Source organism: Afipia sp. GW822-FHT03D08 (assembly GCF_058801645.1).
In genome coordinates this window covers 1,120,433-1,140,490 of the sequence record NZ_JBXANK010000001.1, presented here as the reverse complement: position 1 = coordinate 1,140,490, position 20,058 = coordinate 1,120,433, and the positions used below count along the sequence as shown (strand labels likewise).

At 61.2% G+C, this 20,058-nt stretch carries 22 protein-coding genes; 16 read left to right on the top strand and 6 right to left on the bottom strand.

The genetic code is table 11. The annotated features are described in order from the left end of the window. The first annotated feature begins 70 nt into the window (after positions 1-70). The 3 genes from AC1RM7_RS05590 (at position 71) to AC1RM7_RS05580 (ending at position 1,350) form a co-directional block, all read left to right on the top strand. Entirely contained in the window at positions 71-493 is a 423-nt protein-coding gene (locus tag AC1RM7_RS05590; protein WP_024921543.1) for a hypothetical protein, read from the top strand. 89 nt (positions 494-582) lie between these two features. Then, positions 583-939: a hypothetical protein gene (locus AC1RM7_RS05585; protein WP_024921542.1), complete on the top strand. Its 357-nt coding sequence runs from the start codon at positions 583-585 to the stop codon at positions 937-939. Positions 940-1,074: 135 nt separating this feature from the next. After that, positions 1,075-1,350 carry a hypothetical protein gene (locus AC1RM7_RS05580; protein ID WP_024921541.1) on the top strand — a complete coding sequence of 92 codons (276 nt, stop codon included), beginning with the start codon at positions 1,075-1,077 and terminating at the stop codon, positions 1,348-1,350. A 59-nt stretch (positions 1,351-1,409) separates the two neighbouring features. Here the strand turns inward: AC1RM7_RS05580 and AC1RM7_RS05575 are convergent, their stop codons facing one another. From AC1RM7_RS05575 to AC1RM7_RS05565, 3 genes are all read right to left on the bottom strand, one after another. Beyond that, on the bottom strand, positions 1,410-2,408 hold the full coding sequence (locus AC1RM7_RS05575) for an alpha/beta fold hydrolase (RefSeq protein ID WP_492838756.1): 999 nt from the start codon (positions 2,406-2,408) through the stop codon (positions 1,410-1,412). A 104-nt stretch (positions 2,409-2,512) separates the two neighbouring features. Further along, positions 2,513-3,379 (bottom strand): hypothetical protein, encoded by an 867-nt coding sequence (locus AC1RM7_RS05570; protein WP_006021010.1) that lies wholly within the window; start codon positions 3,377-3,379, stop codon positions 2,513-2,515. 93 nt (positions 3,380-3,472) lie between these two features. Further along, positions 3,473-4,162, bottom strand: a complete 690-nt coding sequence (locus AC1RM7_RS05565) for an ArsR/SmtB family transcription factor (protein ID WP_024921539.1) — start codon at positions 4,160-4,162, stop codon at positions 3,473-3,475. A 68-nt stretch (positions 4,163-4,230) separates the two neighbouring features. Between AC1RM7_RS05565 and AC1RM7_RS05560 the strand changes: the two genes are divergently transcribed. Continuing rightward, a complete protein-coding gene (locus AC1RM7_RS05560; protein WP_024921538.1) occupies positions 4,231-4,539 on the top strand; it encodes an NIPSNAP family protein in 309 nt (102 codons plus the stop codon). A 93-nt stretch (positions 4,540-4,632) separates the two neighbouring features. Further along, positions 4,633-5,469, top strand: coding sequence for an isocitrate lyase/PEP mutase family protein (locus AC1RM7_RS05555; protein ID WP_024921537.1), 837 nt, complete (start codon positions 4,633-4,635; stop codon positions 5,467-5,469). 59 nt (positions 5,470-5,528) lie between these two features. Here the strand turns inward: AC1RM7_RS05555 and AC1RM7_RS05550 are convergent, their stop codons facing one another. Both AC1RM7_RS05550 and AC1RM7_RS05545 read right to left on the bottom strand, forming a co-directional pair. After that, complete coding sequence (locus AC1RM7_RS05550; protein ID WP_024921536.1) at positions 5,529-5,945, bottom strand: hypothetical protein; 417 nt, start codon at positions 5,943-5,945, stop codon at positions 5,529-5,531. A gap of 109 nt (positions 5,946-6,054) precedes the next feature. Then, positions 6,055-6,294, bottom strand: coding sequence for a hypothetical protein (locus AC1RM7_RS05545; protein ID WP_024921535.1), 240 nt, complete (start codon positions 6,292-6,294; stop codon positions 6,055-6,057). Positions 6,295-6,667: 373 nt separating this feature from the next. Between AC1RM7_RS05545 and AC1RM7_RS05540 the strand changes: the two genes are divergently transcribed. The 11 genes from AC1RM7_RS05540 to AC1RM7_RS05490 all read left to right on the top strand — a co-directional run bounded on the left by AC1RM7_RS05540 (position 6,668) and on the right by AC1RM7_RS05490 (position 18,424). Next, positions 6,668-10,159 (top strand): indolepyruvate ferredoxin oxidoreductase family protein, encoded by a 3,492-nt coding sequence (locus tag AC1RM7_RS05540; protein ID WP_492838754.1) that lies wholly within the window; start codon positions 6,668-6,670, stop codon positions 10,157-10,159. Positions 10,160-10,193: 34 nt separating this feature from the next. Next, on the top strand, positions 10,194-10,550 hold the full coding sequence (locus AC1RM7_RS05535) for an antibiotic biosynthesis monooxygenase family protein (protein WP_024921532.1): 357 nt from the start codon (positions 10,194-10,196) through the stop codon (positions 10,548-10,550). A 160-nt stretch (positions 10,551-10,710) separates the two neighbouring features. After that, the gene (locus AC1RM7_RS05530) at positions 10,711-11,859 is read left to right on the top strand and encodes a thiolase family protein (RefSeq protein ID WP_024921531.1); all 1,149 of its coding nucleotides are present in this window, start codon (positions 10,711-10,713) and stop codon (positions 11,857-11,859) included. Next, the gene (locus AC1RM7_RS05525) at positions 11,859-12,248 is read left to right on the top strand and encodes a Zn-ribbon domain-containing OB-fold protein (RefSeq protein WP_024921530.1); all 390 of its coding nucleotides are present in this window, start codon (positions 11,859-11,861) and stop codon (positions 12,246-12,248) included. Before AC1RM7_RS05530 ends, AC1RM7_RS05525 begins: the two co-directional genes overlap by 1 nt. A gap of 24 nt (positions 12,249-12,272) precedes the next feature. After that, complete coding sequence (locus AC1RM7_RS05520; protein ID WP_024921529.1) at positions 12,273-13,133, top strand: MaoC/PaaZ C-terminal domain-containing protein; 861 nt, start codon at positions 12,273-12,275, stop codon at positions 13,131-13,133. A 24-nt stretch (positions 13,134-13,157) separates the two neighbouring features. Continuing rightward, positions 13,158-14,030 (top strand): SDR family oxidoreductase, encoded by an 873-nt coding sequence (locus AC1RM7_RS05515; protein ID WP_024921528.1) that lies wholly within the window; start codon positions 13,158-13,160, stop codon positions 14,028-14,030. Positions 14,031-14,059: 29 nt separating this feature from the next. Continuing rightward, entirely contained in the window at positions 14,060-14,989 is a 930-nt protein-coding gene (locus AC1RM7_RS05510; protein ID WP_024921527.1) for a dihydrodipicolinate synthase family protein, read from the top strand. Next, positions 14,989-15,804: an NUDIX hydrolase gene (locus tag AC1RM7_RS05505; protein ID WP_024921526.1), complete on the top strand. Its 816-nt coding sequence runs from the start codon at positions 14,989-14,991 to the stop codon at positions 15,802-15,804. The genes AC1RM7_RS05510 and AC1RM7_RS05505 overlap by 1 nt, the downstream gene beginning before the upstream one ends. Positions 15,805-15,900: 96 nt before the next feature. Continuing rightward, positions 15,901-16,641, top strand: a complete 741-nt coding sequence (locus tag AC1RM7_RS05500; protein WP_024921525.1) for a DUF3750 domain-containing protein — start codon at positions 15,901-15,903, stop codon at positions 16,639-16,641. Between the two features lie 32 nt (positions 16,642-16,673). Further along, positions 16,674-17,459 (top strand): cobalamin-binding protein, encoded by a 786-nt coding sequence (locus AC1RM7_RS05495; RefSeq protein ID WP_024921524.1) that lies wholly within the window; start codon positions 16,674-16,676, stop codon positions 17,457-17,459. A 74-nt stretch (positions 17,460-17,533) separates the two neighbouring features. Then, positions 17,534-18,424, top strand: a complete 891-nt coding sequence (locus tag AC1RM7_RS05490; protein WP_006020992.1) for a LysR substrate-binding domain-containing protein — start codon at positions 17,534-17,536, stop codon at positions 18,422-18,424. 35 nt (positions 18,425-18,459) lie between these two features. Here AC1RM7_RS05490 and AC1RM7_RS05485 read toward each other — a convergent pair whose 3' ends face one another. Beyond that, a complete protein-coding gene (locus AC1RM7_RS05485) occupies positions 18,460-19,860 on the bottom strand; it encodes a hypothetical protein (RefSeq protein ID WP_024921523.1) in 1,401 nt (466 codons plus the stop codon). Positions 19,861-20,058 lie beyond the last annotated feature (198 nt).

Below are 20,058 nucleotides of genomic sequence, written 5' to 3'. Positions count from 1 at the left end.
AGATGAACCGAATGTGGCCCGGTTGCGACCACTGACAAGGCAGTACGCCTGAGGCAGGGGACTCACTTTCATGAAGACATTTATTCTATCGGGATTGCTGATGTGTGCCGCGGGCGTGGCCGTGGCAGCCGATGTCACCGCGATCTGCAAGCTCGGGGACGACAAGCGTACGGTGACGGTTGCGTTCACAAATCCCGAATCGAAGACGATGCAGTGCGAAGTCAATTGCGACATGGCGCTGCCCGGCGGGTTCGGGACGGTGGTGTGCGTCAAGCCGGTTCCCGGCGGCGCTAAAGATCAGGTGATGTGCACCGACGTAAGCAAAGGCAGCGCAGCCTGGGTCCGCGTCAAGGGCACCGAGGTCAATTGCCGTGATCCGAATGGAACGCCGGTCACACCCGCCGACGACAAGTCGGAGGAAGAAGAATCCGACGCGCTGATCAAAAGATTACAGAAGCAGGGTCAGGATTTCATCGACCGGCAGAAGAAATAACGTCGCGACCGCGAAACCTGAAACGGTTCAGTTTCCATTCATGCGCGCTGCTGAATTCTGCTGTCGGGCAGAACATCAGAGGACGCACCATGGATCGCCGCGTTTTTCTCAAGTTCGCGTTTGGTGTCGCTGCCGCAGGTGCGGCCACCATCGCAGCCGCGCGTGCCGCGCCGCTCGCGCCGCAAGCGCTCACCGGCACTCCGATCGAGCCGGATCAGCTTCCGCAAAATGCCGTTGCCAACGACGACGACCTGAACGAAGCGCAGGTCGAGCAGGTCCGCTGGGGCCGTCGCCGGTGGGGATGGCGCCGCCACCGTTGGGGATGGCGCCGCCGCCGCTATTGGGGTTTCCGTCGCCGCAGATACTGGCGCCGCCGCAGATACTGGGGGTGGCGTCGCCGCCGTCGCTTCTATCGCCGCCGGTACTGGCGTCGCCGCTACTGGTGATGACGTACCTCATGCGCGGTGATGCTTCTGCCTGAGACAAAATTATCGAAGCTGCCAGGGAACGATCACGCTTCACCGCGTTTGTCGTTCCTGCGGGACATTCGGTTCCGTAAAACGTTCACAAGGAGATAGTTGATGGAACGTCGTGATTTCCTGAAATTTGCGTTCGGCTTCGCGGCCGGCGCTGGAGCAATCGCCGCTGCCGCATCGGCCGCGACCGCTGCTCCGATGCTGGTCCCGCATCAAGATTTGATGAACGGCCCGAAGTCCGAGCCGGACGTCGCTGCGAAGCCAGCGGTTGCAGATCAGGACGACGTTGCGCGTGCCGAACCTGAGAAGGTGTACTGGCGCCGCCGCCATTACCGTCGGCATTATCGCCGTCATTACCGCCGGCACTACCGCCGCTGGTAAGCCGCGGCTGAACTGACGGACCCCGGCTTCGACGAGCCGGGGTTTCGTTGTGTCGCCATCTATTTCGCGAGGAAGCCCAGCATCAGTTCATTGAACTTCGATTCGGCTTCGAGAAAGATCAGATGCCCGACACTCGGGATCACCTCGGCCTTTGCGTTCGGCATTTTCGCCGCGAACGCTTTGGCGAGATCGGCGTTATGGCCCATTTTGGGGCGCAGCGCCTCCGGCGCGTTCGGCTTGCCGGGCGCACTGTGATCGTCTTCGCCCATGACGAACAGCGTCGGCCGGTCGATCAGCGGGATTTCGTGCGCAACCGGCTCGCGATAGATCATCTGCGCTGAATTGACGAAGGCGCGCAGCCAGCGCGGGTATTCGGACGAGCCCTTGATGTTGAAACGCGCATCGATGAACGGCGTGATCGCCTCAGGCGGCAGCTTCAATGAGTAGTTGTTGACGAGCTGGGTCCGGTAACCGTCCGCGGTCAGCTTGTCTTCGTTCTCGAGAATTTTTTCGGTCGGCGTCGGTGGCACGTAGAGCCGGTAGTCCTCAAGTCCGATGGGAGCGGCCAGCAGCAGGCGGGAGACGCGGGCAGGGTAAGCGCGGGTGATGCGGACGCCGAGCATGCCGCCGAGCGAATGTGCCACGATGTCCACCTGCTGCAGTTGCAGATGATCGAGCAGCGCGATGGTATTGCGCGCCAGTGCATCGAAATGCAGGTCGAAGGCCGGCTTGGAGGATTTTCCAAATCCGATCTGGTCGGGCACCACCACGCGATAGCCCGCGCCGGTCAGCGTCTTGATCACCGGCGCCCAGTAGCTCGACGGAAAGTTGCGGCCGTGCAGCAGGAGTACGGTGCGGCCGTTCGGTGTTGCGGGCGCGACATCCATATACGCCATACGGACCTGCTCACCCTCGTTGGTGAGCGGCAGCATGTTGACCGGGTAAGGATAGGCGAAGCCTTCGAGGCCGATGCCGTAGGGTTCCTTCGCGACAGGCTCGGCCGCGTGCGCGGCGGTGAGCGACAGCAGTGCGAACGGCAAAAGGTATAGCGATCTCATGAGACTCTCCCGGATACGGGCGGCACCGTTAGCGCCGTCGGGTATCCGGGTAAAGCACGGCGCGTTCTGCCCTCATGACAATGCCGTGAGGGCAGAAAGCGATGTCAGAGTTTCGGCGCGTTTCCGAGCGGAGTCTTGTTGAGCGCCTCGTTCTTCTCGGCGGCGAAAGCGTCGGCATCGATCTTGGCGGCACTGATGATCTGCTTGAAGTCGATCAGCGTGAATTCAGCCTTGCTGACGCGATCCGGCGTGATGCCGGGAAAAATCTCGACGGAGACGAGGGCATCGCAATTCGCCGCCTTGGCCTCGGTGACGAGCTTGTCGAGCGTCTTTTCCAGCGCTTGCGCGCGTTTCAGCTCCGCGACGCAGCTTCCGCGTCCATTGGCATCGTTGAGCGCCACGGCAGCTTTGGGATTGAGCGGTGCGTTGAGTGCTTCAAGCGCGGAAGCAGGGGTGTATTTCTGCTTCACCGACATCACCTTGCCGGCCTTGTAGAAGTAATACATGCGGCCGTCGCCGATCGCGGTCGGCTGACCGTATTTCGCGGTGACCCGTTCAATCATCTCGGCCTTGGACGGTTGCTTCTCGGCGGAAAAGCCGAGAACGCGCGAGATGTAATAAGCGCGGTTGGCGCTGGCCGGAGAGGAAAACACCGCCAGCATCGATTCACCCGGATGAGTGCTGGTAGGGGCGAGGGTGAACTTCATCGCGGTGACATAGGTCACGTTGGTGCCGCCGAATTTCTGCTGGGCGGTTTCCGGCTTCACACCCGGCAGGTCCTTCAGATAGGCCTCGAACAGGGGCGAGGCCTTGCTGCCCTCGGTGCTGCTCGACAGGCCGACGATGTCGGGTTGCAGCTTCGGGGAAAACGCGGTTTCCGGCACTTTCGGCTTGATCTCATAGGCCCAGCCTGTCGCCGGAAAGGTAACCGAAGACAGCGCGACAAATGCGATTAACCCACAGCGAAACATGGAACACCTGCTCAGAAATGAAGGAAGTCAAAGCGCAATGCGCGGCGAATTACGCCAATTTTTGCGCGCGTGTGTCAACACCGGATTGTTGCATTAATCATTCTTCGTGCCGAACAGCGCCGTGAACCGGTCGGCGCCCTTGGGCGAAAACGTCACGACGCGATTGCCCTTTTCGCGCCTGGCCCATTTCAATTCGTAAAGACGCGACAGAATCGCTGCGCCCAGCGATCCCGCAAGGTGACTGCGCCGTACGCTCCAGTCGAGGCAGGTCTTGCAGAGCGGGCGGCGGGTTCCCTCCAGCGCCGACAGGTCGATGCCGAAATCGGCGACAAATCGTTCGCCCTCCGGCGTCAGCGTTACGCTGCCCTTGTGCGTGCGCAGGAGCTTCTTTTCGGTCATGGCGTCGAGCATCTGGACGCCGAAATCGCCGGCGAGATGGTCGTAGCAAACGCGGGCGCGCCGCAATCCCGGATCCGCCGGTCCGGTCCTGACCCGCAGATGGCCGGCGCGGGCGGCGAGGCCCATCAATCCCTCCAGCACCGCAGCGACATCTGGACCCGAAAGGCGGAAATAACGATGACGGCCCTGTTTTTCGGGAACGACGAGGTGACCCGCTTCGAGTTTGGCCAGATGCGAACTCGCGGTCTGCGGCGTGATGCCGGCTTCCTGCGCAAGTTCGGTCGCGGTGAGCGCGCGGCCACTCATCAGCGCCGTCAGCATGTTGGATCGCGCGGGATCGCCGACAAGCGATGCGATCACGGCCATGTCCGGTCCTGCTTTCATACTTCGACCTTAATCGAAGCATTCGCGGCAGGCAACGGATAGCTTGCGGTCAAGACAAGGAGCGTCTCATGACAATTACCGTTTTCATCCGCTACCAGCTTGATCCGTTCAGGCGCCATCTGTTCGAGGCCTACGCGCAGCGCTGGCTCACGATCATTCCCAAGTGCGGCGGCGATCTGCTCGGCTACTGGATGCCGCACGAGGGCACCGACAACATCGCGTTCGGACTGATCTCGTTTCAAAGCCTCGCTGACTATGAGTCCTATCGTGCGCGGCTCAAAGCCGATAGCGAAGGTGTCGCCAATTTCAACTTCGCGCAGGAGCATAAGTTTATCCTCTCGGAGGAGAGGACTTTTTTGCGACAGGTGCAGGGCTGACACCGCCCAGGGGCCGATTGATTTCACATCGCATCAGCGGCATCGTCCGATGTAGCAAAGACACAGAAAACAAACTTGCTGGGAGAATGACCAATGCCGGTTTCGACAGCGCAGAAGCGCGCGGACTTCAGGAAACTCCACGAGAGCGGATGCTTCGTGCTGCCCAATCCATGGGACGTGGGTAGCGCACTGTTGTTACAAGGAATGGGCTTCAAGGCGCTAGCCTCAACGAGTTCGGGCATGGCCTGGTCGATTGGCCATTCCGACAACAACGTGAATCGCGATCATGTCCTGGCGCATCTGAAGACGCTGTGCGATGCCACAGATTTGCCGGTGAATGCTGATTTCGAAGCGGGGTTTGCGCACGATCCGGCAGGCGTGGCCGCGAACGTGGCGCGTGGTGTTGATACCGGCGTGGCTGGATTGTCGATCGAAGACTCGACCGGAGATGTTTCGGCACCGCTCTATGAGATGACACTTGCAGTGGAGCGCATGCGCGCGGCCCGCGCGGCGATCGATGCAAAGGGTGGCGACATCGTGCTGGTGGGGCGCTGCGAAAGCTTTCTGGTAGGACAGCCTGATCTCAAGGCGACCATCGCGCGGCTGGTGGCCTATGCGGAGGCCGGTGCGGATTGTCTTTATGCCCCGGGCATCAGGACCAGGGAGCAAATCGCAGCGGTCGTCAAAGAGTTGGCCCCGAAGCCGATCAATGTCCTGATGGGAGGTCCGGGACTGACCGTTGCTGAACTCACCGACCTCGGCGTGCGGCGGATCAGCATTGGCGGCGCGCTGGCACGTGCAGCGTGGGGAGGATTTCTTCGCGCCGCGCGAGAGATCGCCGAGAAGGGATCGTTCTCCGAGTTGGCTCATGCCGTGACGCATGCGGAGATCAATGGCTTCTTCACCAAGGTGGCGAAGGATCGGAAATGACGGAACGAAAAAGAGCGGGCATCCGTGAAGATGCCCGCCCTGACGTTCAGCCTTCGTGATTAGTTACTTGACGGCGCGCCAGCCGGAGGCGCGTTGTTCTGCGGAACTGCCGGAGCAGGGTTGTCAGCTGCCGGTGGAGCAGCCGGCCGTGCGGGGTTCATTGCAGAGCCGGTGGTCTGGCCAGCCGGAGCGCGAGGCGCCTGAGCGGTTCCGGCCGCCGAAGGCGAGGCAGGTGTTGTCTGCGCGGTCGGAGTCGCCTCGGGTGATGTGCTTGACGAATTCAGCCCGTAAAATACGACGCCGAGAACGGCCACCAATGCGATCGCGAACAATGCGATACGCCCGCCATTCGCAGGACCTTCAGCCAGTTCAGGATCCGCCTGAAGTTCGTTATCAATTTGTTCCGTTCGGCGGCGAAGCACGTCATCGTTCGTCGCGGCGCTGTAGGGATCGCTGGGATTGCGTTCGATTGCCATAAGTTCAATCCTCCAGTCGTTGCATCTGGACAGACAATCGCCCGATGCTGGGGACGTTCCCGGCGCCCGGCGATGATGGGTCAAGAATCTCGGATTGCAGGTCGGGTATTCATCGGGCGCTTGTGCCCGTCGTCTGGCCTGTCGTTATTGCAGGGTTGTTCGAGACATCATGCGGTGCAGGATTCATCCGCGCGAGTGCGACGGCGAGCACCACAAGGAGCGCGATGCCAATCAACGCCTTGACCGGTTTGCCTTGCTGATACGCGAACTCCTCGCTCGCCTGAGCAGGTTCGTCGGAGACACCTTTTTTGCCGTCCGACATCCAGTCGCTTCCTGAAATGCGATTCATGATGCAAATCCTCCGCTCTGTGACCCGTTGAGATCAGGTCTTTGTATGTCGGGGCAACGGCCTTTCCGGTGGGAACGTTCCGGCGGAGCGTTGCATGGAGCGAGGGGCAGCATTGCGGGGAGACAGGCCGCACTGCAGCGGTATGAACGGGGGGCCGCTGCAAGGCACGAGTCGTTCGCAATGTCCTTTCGGCCTCAGGCAGGCGGGCGACACAACCGGTCTGAAGGAAGGCGAAAAGCGCCCTAAAATTACGTTTGAAAACAAAGGTCTGATGAATGCGATTTCTTTTGTGCGGGAAACGAAAAGCGACATAGACTGGCTTTAGGTAGACTCGTCACAGCGCAACAAGAGCCCGGCAAAGAGGCAAACGAATATGGGAATCAACCAAGGGCCGATCAGCCTCGACCAGAAATACACGCAGGCATCGGGGCATGTTTTCCTGACCGGAATTCAGGCGCTGGTCCGGCTGCCAATGGCACAGGTCAGACGCGACCGCGCGGCGGGGCTGAACACCGCAGCGTTCGTATCCGGATATCGCGGGTCGCCGCTGGGCGGCTATGACCAGCAACTGTTCGCCGCGCGCAAGCACCTTGAACAGTACAATGTGAAATTCCAGCCGGGGGTCAACGAGGACCTCGCCGCCACGGCGATCTGGGGTTCGCAGCAGCTCAATCTCTCGCCCGGCGCGAAATACGACGGCATCACCGGCATCTGGTATGGCAAGGGCCCCGGCGTCGATCGTTGCGGCGACGTCTTCCGCCACGGCAATGCGGCGGGCTCCGCCAAGAACGGCGGCGTGCTCTGTCTCGCCGGTGACGATCACGGCGCGAAGTCATCGACCGTGCCGCATCAGTCGGACCACGCCTTCATCTCCGCGCTGATGCCGTATCTCTATCCATCGAGCATCCACGAGATGATCGAGATGGGACTGCTCGGCATCGCGATGTCGCGCTATTCCGGCTGCTGGGTCGGCATGAAGGTGATCACCGAGACGGTGGAAACGACCGCGGAGATCGATCTCACCGACGAGATGACGCCGTTCATCATTCCGAGCGATTTCGAGATGCCGCCGGGCGGTCTCAACCTCCGCTGGCCGGACGACCGTTACGCGCAGGACAAGCGCTTGCAGGACTACAAGGGCTTCGCTGCCGTCGCCTTTGCGCGCGCCAACAAGATCAACCGCGTGACGATGGACTCGCCCAACGCACGGTTCGGCATCATGGCGTCCGGCAAGAGCTATGAAGACATCCGCCAGGCGCTGCGCGAACTCGGCATCACGCCGGAGGTGGCTGCGAAGATCGGTCTGCGGCTTTACAAGATCGGCATGCCGTGGCCGCTGGAGCCGGAAGGCGTGCGCGCCTTCGCCGTCGGTCTTGAGGAAATCTTCATCGTCGAGGAGCGCCGCGAGATCGTCGAGAACCAGGTCAAACAGGAGCTGTTCAACTGGCGCGACGATGTGCGCCCGCGCATCATCGGCAAGATGGACAATCACGACAAGCGGTTCCTGCCGTTCGCGGAAGAATTGAGCGTCGCTTCGCTGGCAAGCTCGCTGACCGAGCGGCTGCTGCAACTCGACCTCAATCCCGAAATCGTGGCGATGCTCCGCGCCAAGGCTGACTGGTTCAACGGCCGGCAGGCGACGCAGGTGCAGGCCATCGCGCCAGTGACGCGCACGCCGTATTTCTGCTCGGGCTGTCCGCACAATTCATCGACCAAGGTGCCGGAAGGCAGCCGTGCGATGGCCGGTATCGGCTGTCACTTCATGGCGTTGTGGATGGACCGCAACACGGAGACCTTCACGCACATGGGCGGCGAGGGCGTGCCGTGGGTCGGCATCGCGCCATTCACCAACGAGAAGCACGTTTTCGTCAATCTAGGCGACGGCACTTACTTCCACTCAGGCAGCCTCGCGATCCGGCAGGCAGTCGCGTCCAAGGCCAACATCACCTACAAAATTCTTTACAACGACGCGACGGCCATGACCGGCGGTCAGCATGTCGACGGCGAGCTTTCGCCGCAGCAGGTGACGTTCCAGCTTCACAGCGAAGGTATCCGCGACATCTATCTTGTGTCGGAAAATCCCGAGGCCTATCCGGCATCCGACATCGCGCCCGGCACCAAGGTCGCGCACCGCGATCAGCTCGACGAAGTCCAGCGCACGCTGCGCGAGACGCCGGGTTGCTCGGCGATCGTGTTCGTGCAGACCTGCGCCGCCGAAAAACGCCGCCGCCGCAAGCGCGGATTGATGGAAGACCCGTCAAAGCGGGTCGTCATTAATGCCGCGGTCTGCGAAGGGTGCGGCGACTGCTCGGTGCAGTCGAACTGCATTTCGGTGGAGCCGCTGGAGACCGAGATGGGGCGCAAGCGCACCATCAACCAGTCGACCTGCAACAAGGATTATTCCTGTGTGAAGGGGTTCTGCCCGTCCTTCGTCACCATCGAGGGCGGTACGCTGCGCAAGCGCGCGCCGGTCGATATCGGTAATATCGGGGAATTGCCGGCGCCGGCCTCGGTGCCCTCGCTGGATCGTCCGTATAATGTCGCTGTCGGCGGCGTGGGCGGCACAGGCGTGCTCACCATCGGCGCGCTGCTCGGCATGGCCGCGCATATCGAAGGCAAGGCCAGCATGATCCTCGATATGTCGGGGCTTGCGCAAAAGGGCGGTGCGGTGCTCAGCCATGTGCGGCTATCGAAGAATACGGCGGATGTGACTTGTTCGCGCATCGTCACCGGCACCGCCGATCTCCTGATCGCTGCGGATGAAGTGGTGGCTGTCGCCAAGGAGACGATTACGCTGGCGGAATCGTCGCGTACCTACGGCGTGATCAATACGCATTTGATCCCGATTGCGGACTTCATTCAGAACCGTGATTTCGATTTCCAGCGCGGCAAGGTCAATCGCGTACTGGAAAATGCGCTTCGCAAGGAATCTGCGTTCCTCGATTTCACCAAACCTGCCGAGACGCTGCTGGGTGACTCGATCGCGACCAACATGATGATGCTGGGGTATGCTTATCAGAAGGGCTTGCTCCCCGTAGGCGCCGAAGCCATCGAGCAGGCGATCGAACTTAACGGCGTGTCGATCAAGATGAACACGCAGGCGTTCCGCCTTGGCCGCCTCGCCGCGCATGATCCCGCAAAGCTGGCGGCCATGATGAAGGACGACGAACCCGAGGCCCCCAAGACCCTCGATCAGATGTCGCTGGACGAGGTCATCGCGCATCGCACGAAATTCCTGACCGACTATCAGAATGCGGCCTATGCCGCGCGGTATCGCAATCTCGTCGATCAGGTTCGGAAGGTTGCATTCGATGGCGGCTACGGCGAAGCATTGCCGCGCGCTGTTGCGATCAACTACGCCAAGCTGCTGGCCTACAAGGACGAATACGAGGTGGCGCGGCTTTATACACATGGGCGGTTTGCGGACAGCATCCGCAAGCAGTTCGACGGCAACTTCACGATGAACTTCAATCTTGCTCCGCCGATTCTGAACACTGGCACCGATGCATTGGGGCGTCCGCGCAAGCGCGCTTTCGGTCCCTGGATGATGAGCGCTTTCGGCGTGCTTGCGAAACTCCGCTTCCTGCGCGGTACGCTGTTCGATCCGTTCAGCTACAGCGAGGACCGCAAGCTTGAGCGCAACCTGATCAAGGGATACGAGCAGGATGTGGTGACGGCGGTGAAGCTGCTGTCGCCGAAGACCTACGACATTGCGGTGGAGTTGCTGTCGCTGCCGGATCAGATCCGCGGCTATGGCCCGGTGAAGGAAGCATCCATCGCGAAAGCGAAGGCGCGATACGAACAGCTTGCCAAGGACCTGGTCAATCCGCCGCCGATGATCGCGCCGCAAATCGCAGCGGAGTGATTGCTGAAGCCACCGCAAAGCCGTGAGGTCTCAAATGATCGCCATTATCTTTGAGGTCTGGCCTGCGGAGGGACAGAAGGACCGCTATCTCGATCTGGCAGCACGGTTGCGCGAAGACCTCGAGCAGATGGACGGCTTCATTTCGGTGGAGCGGTTTCAAAGCCTCACCGATCCCGGCAAGCTGCTGTCGATTTCGATTTGGCGAGACGAGGCGGCTGTTGCCGGATGGCGGGCATTTGCACGCCATCGCGCGGCGCAGCGGGCAGGGCGGCAGGGAATTTTCAGTGACTATCGGCTGCGCGTCGCGGCTGTCCTCCGCGACTACGGGATGAACGAGCGGCGCGAGCAGGCGCCCGCGGACAGCATCGCAAGCTACGCGCCTGAAATCTGACCGGATCGCTATTGCTTCCCGTCCGGTGCGACGATGTCAATGCGCCAATCGGTGCCGGCAGTTGTATGTCAGGCTCGTTCGCCCTGCGAAATTCAAGATGCTTGCCAAGCGCGGCTTGAAGGGTCAGAAAATCCGCTGAGATAATGCAGCGGAGATGACTTTGAGCATCAAGGGAAAAGCCTATATCGCCGGGATTTACGAGCATCCCACCCGGCATGCGCCGGACAAATCGACGGCCCAACTTCACGCCGAATGCGCCAAGGGCGCGCTGGAGGATGCCGGCCTGACCAAGGCCGATGTCGACGGCTATTTTTGCGCCGGTGATGCGCCCGGCGGCGTGATGCCGATGGCCGATTATCTGGGCCTCAAACTGCGTCATCTGGATTCAACCGAGACCGGCGGCTGCTCCTATATCATCGCGCTTGGGCACGCCGCCGAGGCGATTGCCGCCGGAAAATGTTCCGTCGCGCTGATCACGCTGGCGGGCAAGCCGCGCACTGGGCCGATGCCGCCACGCGCGTTCGGCCCCGAGGTCGATTTCGAAGCGGCTTACGGCGCGACAACCCATAACGCATATGGCATGTGCGCCATGCGCCATATGCATGAGTTCGGCACCACCAGCGAGCAACTCGCCTGGGTCAAGGTCGCGGCCTCGCATCATGCGCAATACAATCCGCACGCGATGCTGCGCGACGTCGTCACCGTGGATGACGTCCTCAACTCGCCGATGATCTCTGACCCGCTGCACCGGCTCGATTGCTGCGTCGTCTCGGACGGCGGCGGTGCGCTGGTTGTCACCACGCCGGAGATCGCGAAGTCGCTCAAGCGCCCGCTGGTGCGGCTGACCGGCCATGGCGAATCCCTCAAAGGGCCGAACGGCGGCCGCAAGCTCGACCTGACCTATTCCGCAGGTGTGTGGAGCGGGCCTCCGGCCTTTGCCGAAGCGGGCGTGACGCCGAAGGACATCAAGTACGCGTCGATCTATGACAGCTTCACAATTACTGTTGTGATCCAGCTCGAAGACCTCGGGTTCTGTGCGAAGGGCGAGGGTGGAAAGTTCGTCGCGGACGGCAACCTGATCTCGGGCGTCGGCAAACTGCCGTGGAACACCGATGGCGGCGGGCTCTGCAACAACCACCCGATCAACCGCGGTGGCATCACCAAGATCATCGAGGCGGTTCGTCAGTTGCGCGGCGAGGCGCATCCGAAGGTTCAGGTGCCGAACTGCGATCTCGCGCTGGTGCACGGCACCGGCGGACTGCTGGGTGTGCGTCATGCGGCATCGACCGCTATTCTGGAGCGCGTGTGATGACCGACAAACCGAAGTATCCGGCCCCTGCGGGCAACCCTGAAACCGTACACTTCTGGGACGCTGCGAAAGAGGGCAAGTTTCTCATCAAGCGCTGCACCGCGTGTGGCGAGCCGCATTATTTCCCGCGCTCGATCTGTCCGGTGTGCTTCTCGGACCAGACGGTGTGGGAGGAGAGCAAGGGCGAGGGCGTGATCTACAGCTACAGCCTGATGCGGAAGTCGCCGACGGGACCTTATGCCGTTGGGTACGTCACGCTCGATGAAGGTCCGTCACTGCTGACGAACTTCGTGGACTGCGATTTGGCGACGCTGAAAATCGGTCAGCGCGTGAAGGTCGTGTTCAAGCCGACGGACGGCGCACCGCTGCCGTTCTTCACGCCGGCCTGACAACAATAACAACAGCGAGGAAACATGCCGATCAAGTACGATGAGGTGATGGCGCTCAGGAATGTCGGCCAGAAGTATTCATGGACTGACCGTGAAGTGATGCTCTACGCCTATGGCATCGGCATGGGCGCCGATCCAATGGACCAGAAGGAGCTGTCGTTCGTCAACGAAGGCTACTTCACGCCGCGCGAGCTGAAGGTGGTCCCGACTTACGCGTCGGTTGCTGCGTGGGGCGCAAGTGCCGGCCCCATCGACGTCAACCGCGTCATGGTGGTGGATGGCGAGCGTGACATCACCTTTCACAAGCCATTGCCTGTCGCCGCCAGTATCACGGCGGACTCCAGCATCCTTGGCGTGTTCGACAAGGGCAAGGACAAGGGCGCGGTGATTCTGCGCAAGACCGTGCTCAAGAATGACAAGGGCGAGGATCTCGCCACGCTGATCGCATCGCAGTTCGCGCGCGGCGACGGCGGCTTCGGCGGCCCGTCCGAGGGACAGCCTGAGCCCCACGCTATCCCTAAACGTGCCCCCGACATGACGGTCGACATCTCGACCCGGCCGGATCAGGCGCTGATCTACCGGCTGTGCGGCGACCGCAATCCGCTGCACAGCGATCCAGAATTCGCCAAGCGCGCTGGCTTCGAACGGCCCATCCTGCACGGCATGTGCACCTATGGCCTGAGCTGCCGCGCAGTGCTTCAGACCTACGCGGATTATGATCCGTCCGCCTTTAAGCAGCACGTGACGCGCTTTTCGTCGCCGGTGTTTCCGGGGGAGACCGTGTCGTTCGATCTGTGGAAAGACGGCAACGTGATTTCGCTTGAAGGTCGCGTGAAGAGCCGGAACGTCACGGTCATCAGGAACGGAAAGACTGTTCTCGCCTGAAACAAGAAGAAACGGGAGGACTCGATGGGTTTGCTCGACGGCAAGGTTGCGATCATTACCGGCGCAGGCGGTGGTCTGGGCGAAGCCTACGCCAAACTGTTTGCCCGCGAGGGCGCATCGGTGGTCGTCAACGATCTTGGTGGGCCACGCGACGGCAGTGGCGCCGACAAGTCGATGGCGCAGAAGGTCGTCGATGGCATCAAGGCCGAAGGCGGGAAAGCCATCGCGAATGGTTCGGATATTTCGACGATGGCCGGTGGTCAGTCGGTGTTCAACGATGCGATCAGGCATTTCGGCCGCGCGGACATTCTGGTCAACAATGCCGGAATTCTGCGCGACGGCACCTTCGCCAAAATGACGGAGGACAACTGGGACAAGGTGATGACGGTGCACCTGAAGGGCACCTTCTGCGTCACCCTGCCGGTCTTCAAATGGATGAAGGACAACGGCGGCGGCGTCATCGTCAATACGTCATCGACCTCCGGGCTGTTCGGGAATTTCGGCCAGAGCAATTATGGTGCGGCCAAGGGCGGTATCTTCGGCCTGTCCAATGTGCTGACGGATGAGGGACGCAAGTACAATATCCGCGTCTGGACGCTGGCGCCGGGCGCTTTGACCCGCATGACGGCGGATCTGCAGCGCTACATCGACAATCCGGGGGCCGCCATGGGGCCTGACGAGATTGCGCCGGCGGTGCTTTACATGGTGAGCTCCCTGTCCGGCGAACAGACCGGAAAGGTACTGGGCGTTTCCGGCCCGCGAGGCATCCGGGAGATAAAACTCCTGGAGCGGGAGGGGTGGAAGCCCGGCGGCCCGTGGAAACCGCAGGACATTGCGGCCCATGCAAGCGAGATTTTTTTCGACGAAGGCGTTAGAATTGTGCCGCGCAGCTACTGACACAAAAACAAGAAAGCAGTCCTCCTCTCATGAAACTAACTCACGAAGCGAGCGGTACGTTCGCGATCGCACCAACCCCGTTCTTCGATGACGGCCGCATTGACTATGACTCGATCGACCGCCTGACCGATTTCTACTCGGAGGTCGGCTGCAATGGCGTCACCGTGCTCGGCATTCTCGGTGAGGCGCCGAAGCTCGAAGGCAACGAATCCATCGACGTCGCGACGCGCTTCATCAAGCGGGCCAAAGACAAGCAGATTATCGTTGGTGTCTCCGCGCCGGGCTTTGCGCAGATGCGCACACTCGCGCGCGCATCGATGGACGCCGGCGCCGCCGCTGTGATGATCGCTCCGCCCACGCACCTGCGCACCGACGAGCAGATCACCGGTTATTTCCGGCAGGCGAGCGAAGCTATCGGCAGCGACGTGCCGTGGGTATTGCAGGATTATCCGCTGACGCTGACCGTCGTCATGACTCCGTCGGTGATCCGCAAGATCGTCATGGACAACCCGTCGTGCGTGATGCTCAAGCACGAAGACTGGCCGGGGCTGGAAAAGATTTCGACTCTGCGCGGCTTCCAGAAGGACGGCTCGCTGCGGCCGCTGTCGATTCTGGTGGGCAACGGCGGGCTGTTCCTCGACTTCGAGATGGAGCGTGGCGTCGATGGCGCCATGACCGGCTACGCATTCCCTGATCTGCTGGTGGATGTCGTCAACCTGTCGAAGGCAGGCAAGCGCGACGCCGCGCACGATCTGTTCGATGCGCATCTGCCGCTGATCCGTTACGAGCAGCAGCCGGGCGTCGGCCTCGCTGTGCGCAAATATGTTTTGAAGAAGCGCGGCAAGATCGCGTCGGACGCGCAACGCAAGCCGGGATCGAGCATGAGCGCGCTGGCCCGCAGCGAGGTGGACTATCTCCTGTCGCGCGTCGGGCGCATCGATAAACGGGCGAACATCTAATGAGCAGCGGCGGCAAGAGCGCTCCTGACCCGTCGAAGGCCTTACGCACGGCGTCCACGGTGCTGCTGTTGCGGGAAGCCGCCGGCGGCATGGAAATCTTCATGGTGCAGCGGAATCGCCAGATCGAGTTCAGTTCCGGCGCCTTGGTGTTTCCCGGCGGCAGCATGGACCCGAATGACCATGAGATCGCGACCGATCCGGCGCTCGTCGCCGATCGTGGCGGTCTCGATATCGATACTGCGGCCATTCGCATTGGCGGCATCCGAGAGACGTTCGAGGAAAGCGGAATCCTTCTGGCGCGGCCGCGAGGCTCATCCTCGCTGGTGTCTGCGCAGAAGGCCGACGCCCTGGGTTCGCAGCGCGAGGCGCTCGACGCGGGCGAGGTGAGTTTCGCGGACATTCTGCGCGAACATGACCTTACTCCTGCGATCGATCTGCTTGCGCTCTTCGCGCACTGGATCACGCCGGTGAATCTGCCGAAGCGTTTCGACACGCATTTTCTGTTGGCGCTGGCTCCGGCAGATCAGATCGGCAGGCACGACGGCAGGGAGTCGGTGGATTCCGTATGGCTGTCGCCGAAGGCTGCGCTCGAGGCCGCTGAGTCGGGACGTTACAATCTGCCGTTTCCGACGATCCGCAACCTGATCAAGCTCGACAAGCTCGGAACTGCGCAGGCCGCAATGGACTTCGCGCGGACGACGCCGGTGGTAACCGTTGTGCCCGAGATGAGCAGGAACGAGAACGGAACCACGCGCCTGCGCATTCCGATCGAGGCAGGCTACGACGGCGACGTTTTTGACGTTGCACGCCCCTGAGAGGCTAATTCAGCGCCATTGAATCCATCGGCTGCCGTCACCATTCTCATGAGACGCGAAGCGCGCCCATGACGGTATCCGATGAGATTTTGGAAGATGGTTCTGACGGCTTTTCTGGTCCTGTTATTCGCCCCCATCGGCGTTTCTGCGGCATCGTATTTTTTGAGCGACCGGGCGTCGGCGAACTGGTACGCCGCCGATCGCTCCAGCGCGGGCGTTCTGCCGCAGGTATCGGATCATCCGGATGCGCTGGTTCGGATCTATGCCGCGCGTACGGTGCGCTGGCGCGGCATCGTCGCTGTTCATTCATGGATCGTGTTCAAGGAGAAGGGCGCTTCGCGCTATAGCCGCTACGATTATACGGCGTGGGGAGAACCGATCCGCGTCAACGGCTTCGTGGCGGACGGGCGCTGGTTCGGGCAGATTCCTGATGAGGTCTTCCGCGCAGACGGTGAGCACGCAGCACAGCTGATTCCGAAAATTCGGGCGGCCATTGACCGCTACAAGTATCGTAACCTCGGTGACTATCGTGCTTGGCCCGGCCCGAACTCGAATACATTCGTTGCAGCGATCATCGATGCGGTGCCGGAGATGGATGCGGTGCTGCCGCCGACGGCGATCGGCAAGGATTATCCCTACGATGGCGAATGGTTTGGCCGGACGCCTTCGGGGACCGGCTTGCGCGCCACGTTGGGCGGGTATCTCGGTTTGACTGTCGGCTGGCTGGAAGGCGTCGAGTTGAATGTGCTGGGCGCGGTTCTTGGTGTCGACATTCGCCGGCCTGCAATCAAGATTCCGGGGATTGGACGCATTGGCATGAGTGCCGCAGCGGCGTAGTCAGTCAGAACGATGGCTGACCGAGATTACCGATGACTTTCCCTCCACGACGAATCGTGTGCCTCACCGAAGAGACGGTTGAGACGCTGTACCTGCTTGGCGAGCAAGATCGTATTGTCGGCGTATCGGGATACGCGGTGCGGCCGCCGCAGGTACGGCGCGAGAAGCCGCGAGTCTCGGCGTTCATATCAGCCGACGTTCCCAAGATACTTGCACTCGATCCCGATCTGGTTCTGGCATTCTCGGATTTGCAGGCCGATATCGTCGCCGATCTGGTGCGGGCAGGGGTTGCGGTCCACGTCTTCAACCAGCGCGATATCGCCGGCATTCTGGCAATGATCCGCACGCTCGGCGGATTGATCGGTGAAGCAGAAAAGGCGAATGCGCTCGCGGCATGGTTCGGGCAGCGGCTCGCGGATGTTGCTGCGATCGGGCGCGCCAGAGCGGTGCATCCCAAGGTCTATTTCGAGGAATGGGATGACCCGTTGATCAGCGGGATCGGCTGGGTGTCGGAATTGATTTCGATCGCCGGGGGAGAGGACGTGTTTCCGCAGCTTGCAAAGGCAAAGGCTGCGAAAGACCGCATCATTGCGCCTGAAGCCGTTGTCGCTGCCAATCCCGACGTGATCCTGGCGTCATGGTGCGGCAAGAAAGTCGTCCCGGACAAAATCCGGCAGCGCCCGGGCTGGGACGCGATCGCGGCTGTGCGCGACAACCGTATCGTGGAGATCAAATCGCCGTTGATCCTGCAACCGGGACCTGCGGCGCTCACGGACGGTCTCGACGCTATTATGGCGGCGTTGCAGCCGAACACATGAGATGCATCGACTGAAGGGCTGTTCAATCAGGTCTGACCGTATTAATAACGGTCTTGAATAAGAAGAACTGATCGATGGTGTCCCTTAAACAGCTCAAGTACTTCGACGCCGTGGCCAGATCCGGCCATTTCGGCAAGGCCGCCGAGCACTGCGCTGTGACGCAGCCTGCGCTTTCGATGCAGGTACAGGAACTGGAGAGAACCCTCGGAATTCAGCTCCTGGAGCGCGGTCGCAACGGTGTGATGCTGACCGAGGGCGGCAAAGAAATCGCACAACGTGCGGCGCGCGTCCTTGCCGATGTACGTGACATTGTCGACGTCGCGCGGCGGCAGGGCAACGTCCTGTCCGGCCCTCTGGGTCTCGGCGTCATCCCTTCGGTGGCGCCGTATATCCTTCCGCAATTGCTGCCGATGATCCGGGACACGTTTCCCGATCTCGACCTTCACATCCGCGAAACCCAGACCCAAACCCTCGTTAACGAGCTAGCCGATGGTCAACTAGACCTGCTGTTGCTCGCGCTGCCGGTCGAACACCCCGACATCGAGACGGTTCGGTTGTTTGACGATCGCTTCCTGCTGGCGATGGCGACGTCGCACCGCATGTCGAACCGGGTCAAGGCGACGCCTGATCTGCTGGAAGACGACCGGCTGCTGCTGCTGGAAGAGGGGCATTGCATGCGGGATCAGGCGCTGGCTTTTTGTAACCTGCGGCGGATCGAGAACATCAACACCTTCGGCGCGTCGAGCCTCTCCACACTGGTCCAGATGGTGGCGCACGGTCTCGGCATGACGCTGTTGCCGGAACTGGCGGTGCCGCTCGAAAGCCGGCGCGGCGATATCCACCTGATGCGGTTCGCCGATCCCGAGCCGCAGCGCGTGATCGGGCTTGCGTGGCGCCGAAGCTCGCCGCGGAAACGCCATTTCGCCGAGCTTGGGCAGATGATTTCAGCGGCTGCGGCCAGGTAGGGGCACCGCGGCTGCGGCGCGCTCCAGAAAAACGCCTATGCAACCGCCTTGTCGGCAGGTTGCTGCGTCCAGTCGATCAGCGGAACGCCGTAGGCTCTGCTCCAGACGGTCAGGAAGCGGGGAAACCAGGAGTGCGCGATGGCGCCGCGGTAGGCCCATGTGCGGTACTGAAGGCCGTTTTCGGACAATAGCTCCTGGTATCCGCCATGCGTCTCCGTGGCGTGATGGATATGACGCAGGATTTCGCGGGCGTAGGGCCGGTATCGCTCGACCCCGGAGAATTCATCGTATTCGAGCATGCGGTCGGCGAACTCGACGTTGAAGGTCGGCCATGCGGACCGGCCTTGATAGGACGGCGTGGCGATCCGGTGGATAAGTTTCTTGCGCGGATTATCCGCCGACACGAAGAAGTGGAAGGTATCCGGAATCCGGAAGCGCGGCTCGGCGAGGATAAGATCGGCGGTTGCGCTGAACAGTGCGCGTTCTGCGTCGTTGCTGAAATCCCAGAAACCGTGCTGCACGTTGACGAAATCAAGCGCGATGGAAAACGCAGGCGAGTCCGCGTTGCAGTCGAGGCTATGCTTGATGTAGCCGTCGCGGCCGAACAACTGAAGCAGTTCTCCTTTGTACTGCGAGAGGCTGCGTCCCAGAATTTCCTCCAGTTCGTTCTGGTGCACGATCCCGAGCCGGATGCTCTGCTGGAACGTCGCATAGACGCTGGCGTTGGTGACGAAACGCAGCCGCTCCGCGCGAGTATCCGTCGCCGCCGAACGTGGCGCGCGGACATCGCAAAGCAGGGTACGGATACCATAGCCGTCATAAGGTTCGAGACTTCCTGCGAGATCGAGCAATGATCTCTTCAGGTCTTCGCGATATTCGGCCAGCAACGCGCGGCCGGTTTGTGCGGCGGTTGCCATGTCGGCATAGGGCGAGGGTCGAAAGTCAGCGCGAATGATCTGCTCCAGACCGCCCTGAATGCCGAGAAGCGTATCTGATGGCAGCGCGAAATAGTTGGCGCCGATATAGCGGTTGCGCTTCACGGGAATGAGCGTCGTCGTGATGATGCCGGAGCGCACTGCGCTCAGCATCAGGCGGACGCTTTTTTCCAGCAGACGAACCCGGCGGGTCGCGTCCTCGGAATCGATGATGGTCTGCGGATCGAGAACGTCGGGATAGAACCAGGCGAAATCCCGCGGATAGTAGGCCGACGCGTGCGGTGCGCCAGTGACAAGAAACGCTTCCTGCGCGGAAAAGGCGCTGTTCATCGAGTTGCGGTAAAGCTCGTCAATCTTCGCCGATGCATAATAGGCGCGCCGCAGGAAACGGTCGGAGAGGAAGTTGGTGGCCTGAAGGCAATTGGCGACAAAGGTCGCGGCGAGGCCCTGATAGAACCTGTGCTCGGAATTTGAAGACAGAAGCCCTTCGTTGCCGCTCACAATGTCCTGCCTCGCAATTGCAAGTCTTGAATAGCCTGGCGGCGCGATTCGATTGAAGCGCCATATGGGCGCAGGCCACCGTGCAAAAGCTCGGCAAGCCATGCCGAAAGATGCCACTGTTGGCAATTCAAAATACTGAAATCTGACTGTCATAATTGGCATCTTGCCTGCGCCCGGCTGGGCTCAGACCACGTGCTT

Excerpts from the sequence above, each read along its gene's own strand:
- AC1RM7_RS05540 (WP_492838754.1), top strand. The coding sequence starts at position 6,668 with ATGGGAATCAACCAAGGGCCGATCAGCCTCGACCAGAAATACACGCAG.
- AC1RM7_RS05500 (WP_024921525.1), top strand. The coding sequence starts at position 15,901 with ATGGTTCTGACGGCTTTTCTGGTCCTGTTATTCGCCCCCATCGGCGTT.
- AC1RM7_RS05560 (WP_024921538.1), top strand. The coding sequence starts at position 4,231 with ATGACAATTACCGTTTTCATCCGCTACCAGCTTGATCCGTTCAGGCGC.
- AC1RM7_RS05550 (WP_024921536.1), bottom strand. The coding sequence starts at position 5,945 with ATGGCAATCGAACGCAATCCCAGCGATCCCTACAGCGCCGCGACGAAC.
- AC1RM7_RS05535 (WP_024921532.1), top strand. The coding sequence starts at position 10,194 with ATGATCGCCATTATCTTTGAGGTCTGGCCTGCGGAGGGACAGAAGGAC.
- AC1RM7_RS05585 (WP_024921542.1), top strand. The coding sequence starts at position 583 with ATGGATCGCCGCGTTTTTCTCAAGTTCGCGTTTGGTGTCGCTGCCGCA.
- AC1RM7_RS05490 (WP_006020992.1), top strand. The coding sequence starts at position 17,534 with ATGGTGTCCCTTAAACAGCTCAAGTACTTCGACGCCGTGGCCAGATCC.
- AC1RM7_RS05495 (WP_024921524.1), top strand. The coding sequence starts at position 16,674 with ATGACTTTCCCTCCACGACGAATCGTGTGCCTCACCGAAGAGACGGTT.
- AC1RM7_RS05510 (WP_024921527.1), top strand. The coding sequence starts at position 14,060 with ATGAAACTAACTCACGAAGCGAGCGGTACGTTCGCGATCGCACCAACC.
- AC1RM7_RS05555 (WP_024921537.1), top strand. The coding sequence starts at position 4,633 with ATGCCGGTTTCGACAGCGCAGAAGCGCGCGGACTTCAGGAAACTCCAC.
- AC1RM7_RS05565 (WP_024921539.1), bottom strand. The coding sequence starts at position 4,162 with ATGAAAGCAGGACCGGACATGGCCGTGATCGCATCGCTTGTCGGCGAT.
- AC1RM7_RS05525 (WP_024921530.1), top strand. The coding sequence starts at position 11,859 with ATGACCGACAAACCGAAGTATCCGGCCCCTGCGGGCAACCCTGAAACC.
- AC1RM7_RS05520 (WP_024921529.1), top strand. The coding sequence starts at position 12,273 with ATGCCGATCAAGTACGATGAGGTGATGGCGCTCAGGAATGTCGGCCAG.
- AC1RM7_RS05515 (WP_024921528.1), top strand. The coding sequence starts at position 13,158 with ATGGGTTTGCTCGACGGCAAGGTTGCGATCATTACCGGCGCAGGCGGT.
- AC1RM7_RS05505 (WP_024921526.1), top strand. The coding sequence starts at position 14,989 with ATGAGCAGCGGCGGCAAGAGCGCTCCTGACCCGTCGAAGGCCTTACGC.
- AC1RM7_RS05575 (WP_492838756.1), bottom strand. The coding sequence starts at position 2,408 with ATGAGATCGCTATACCTTTTGCCGTTCGCACTGCTGTCGCTCACCGCC.
- AC1RM7_RS05545 (WP_024921535.1), bottom strand. The coding sequence starts at position 6,294 with ATGAATCGCATTTCAGGAAGCGACTGGATGTCGGACGGCAAAAAAGGT.
- AC1RM7_RS05590 (WP_024921543.1), top strand. The coding sequence starts at position 71 with ATGAAGACATTTATTCTATCGGGATTGCTGATGTGTGCCGCGGGCGTG.
- AC1RM7_RS05580 (WP_024921541.1), top strand. The coding sequence starts at position 1,075 with ATGGAACGTCGTGATTTCCTGAAATTTGCGTTCGGCTTCGCGGCCGGC.
- AC1RM7_RS05570 (WP_006021010.1), bottom strand. The coding sequence starts at position 3,379 with ATGTTTCGCTGTGGGTTAATCGCATTTGTCGCGCTGTCTTCGGTTACC.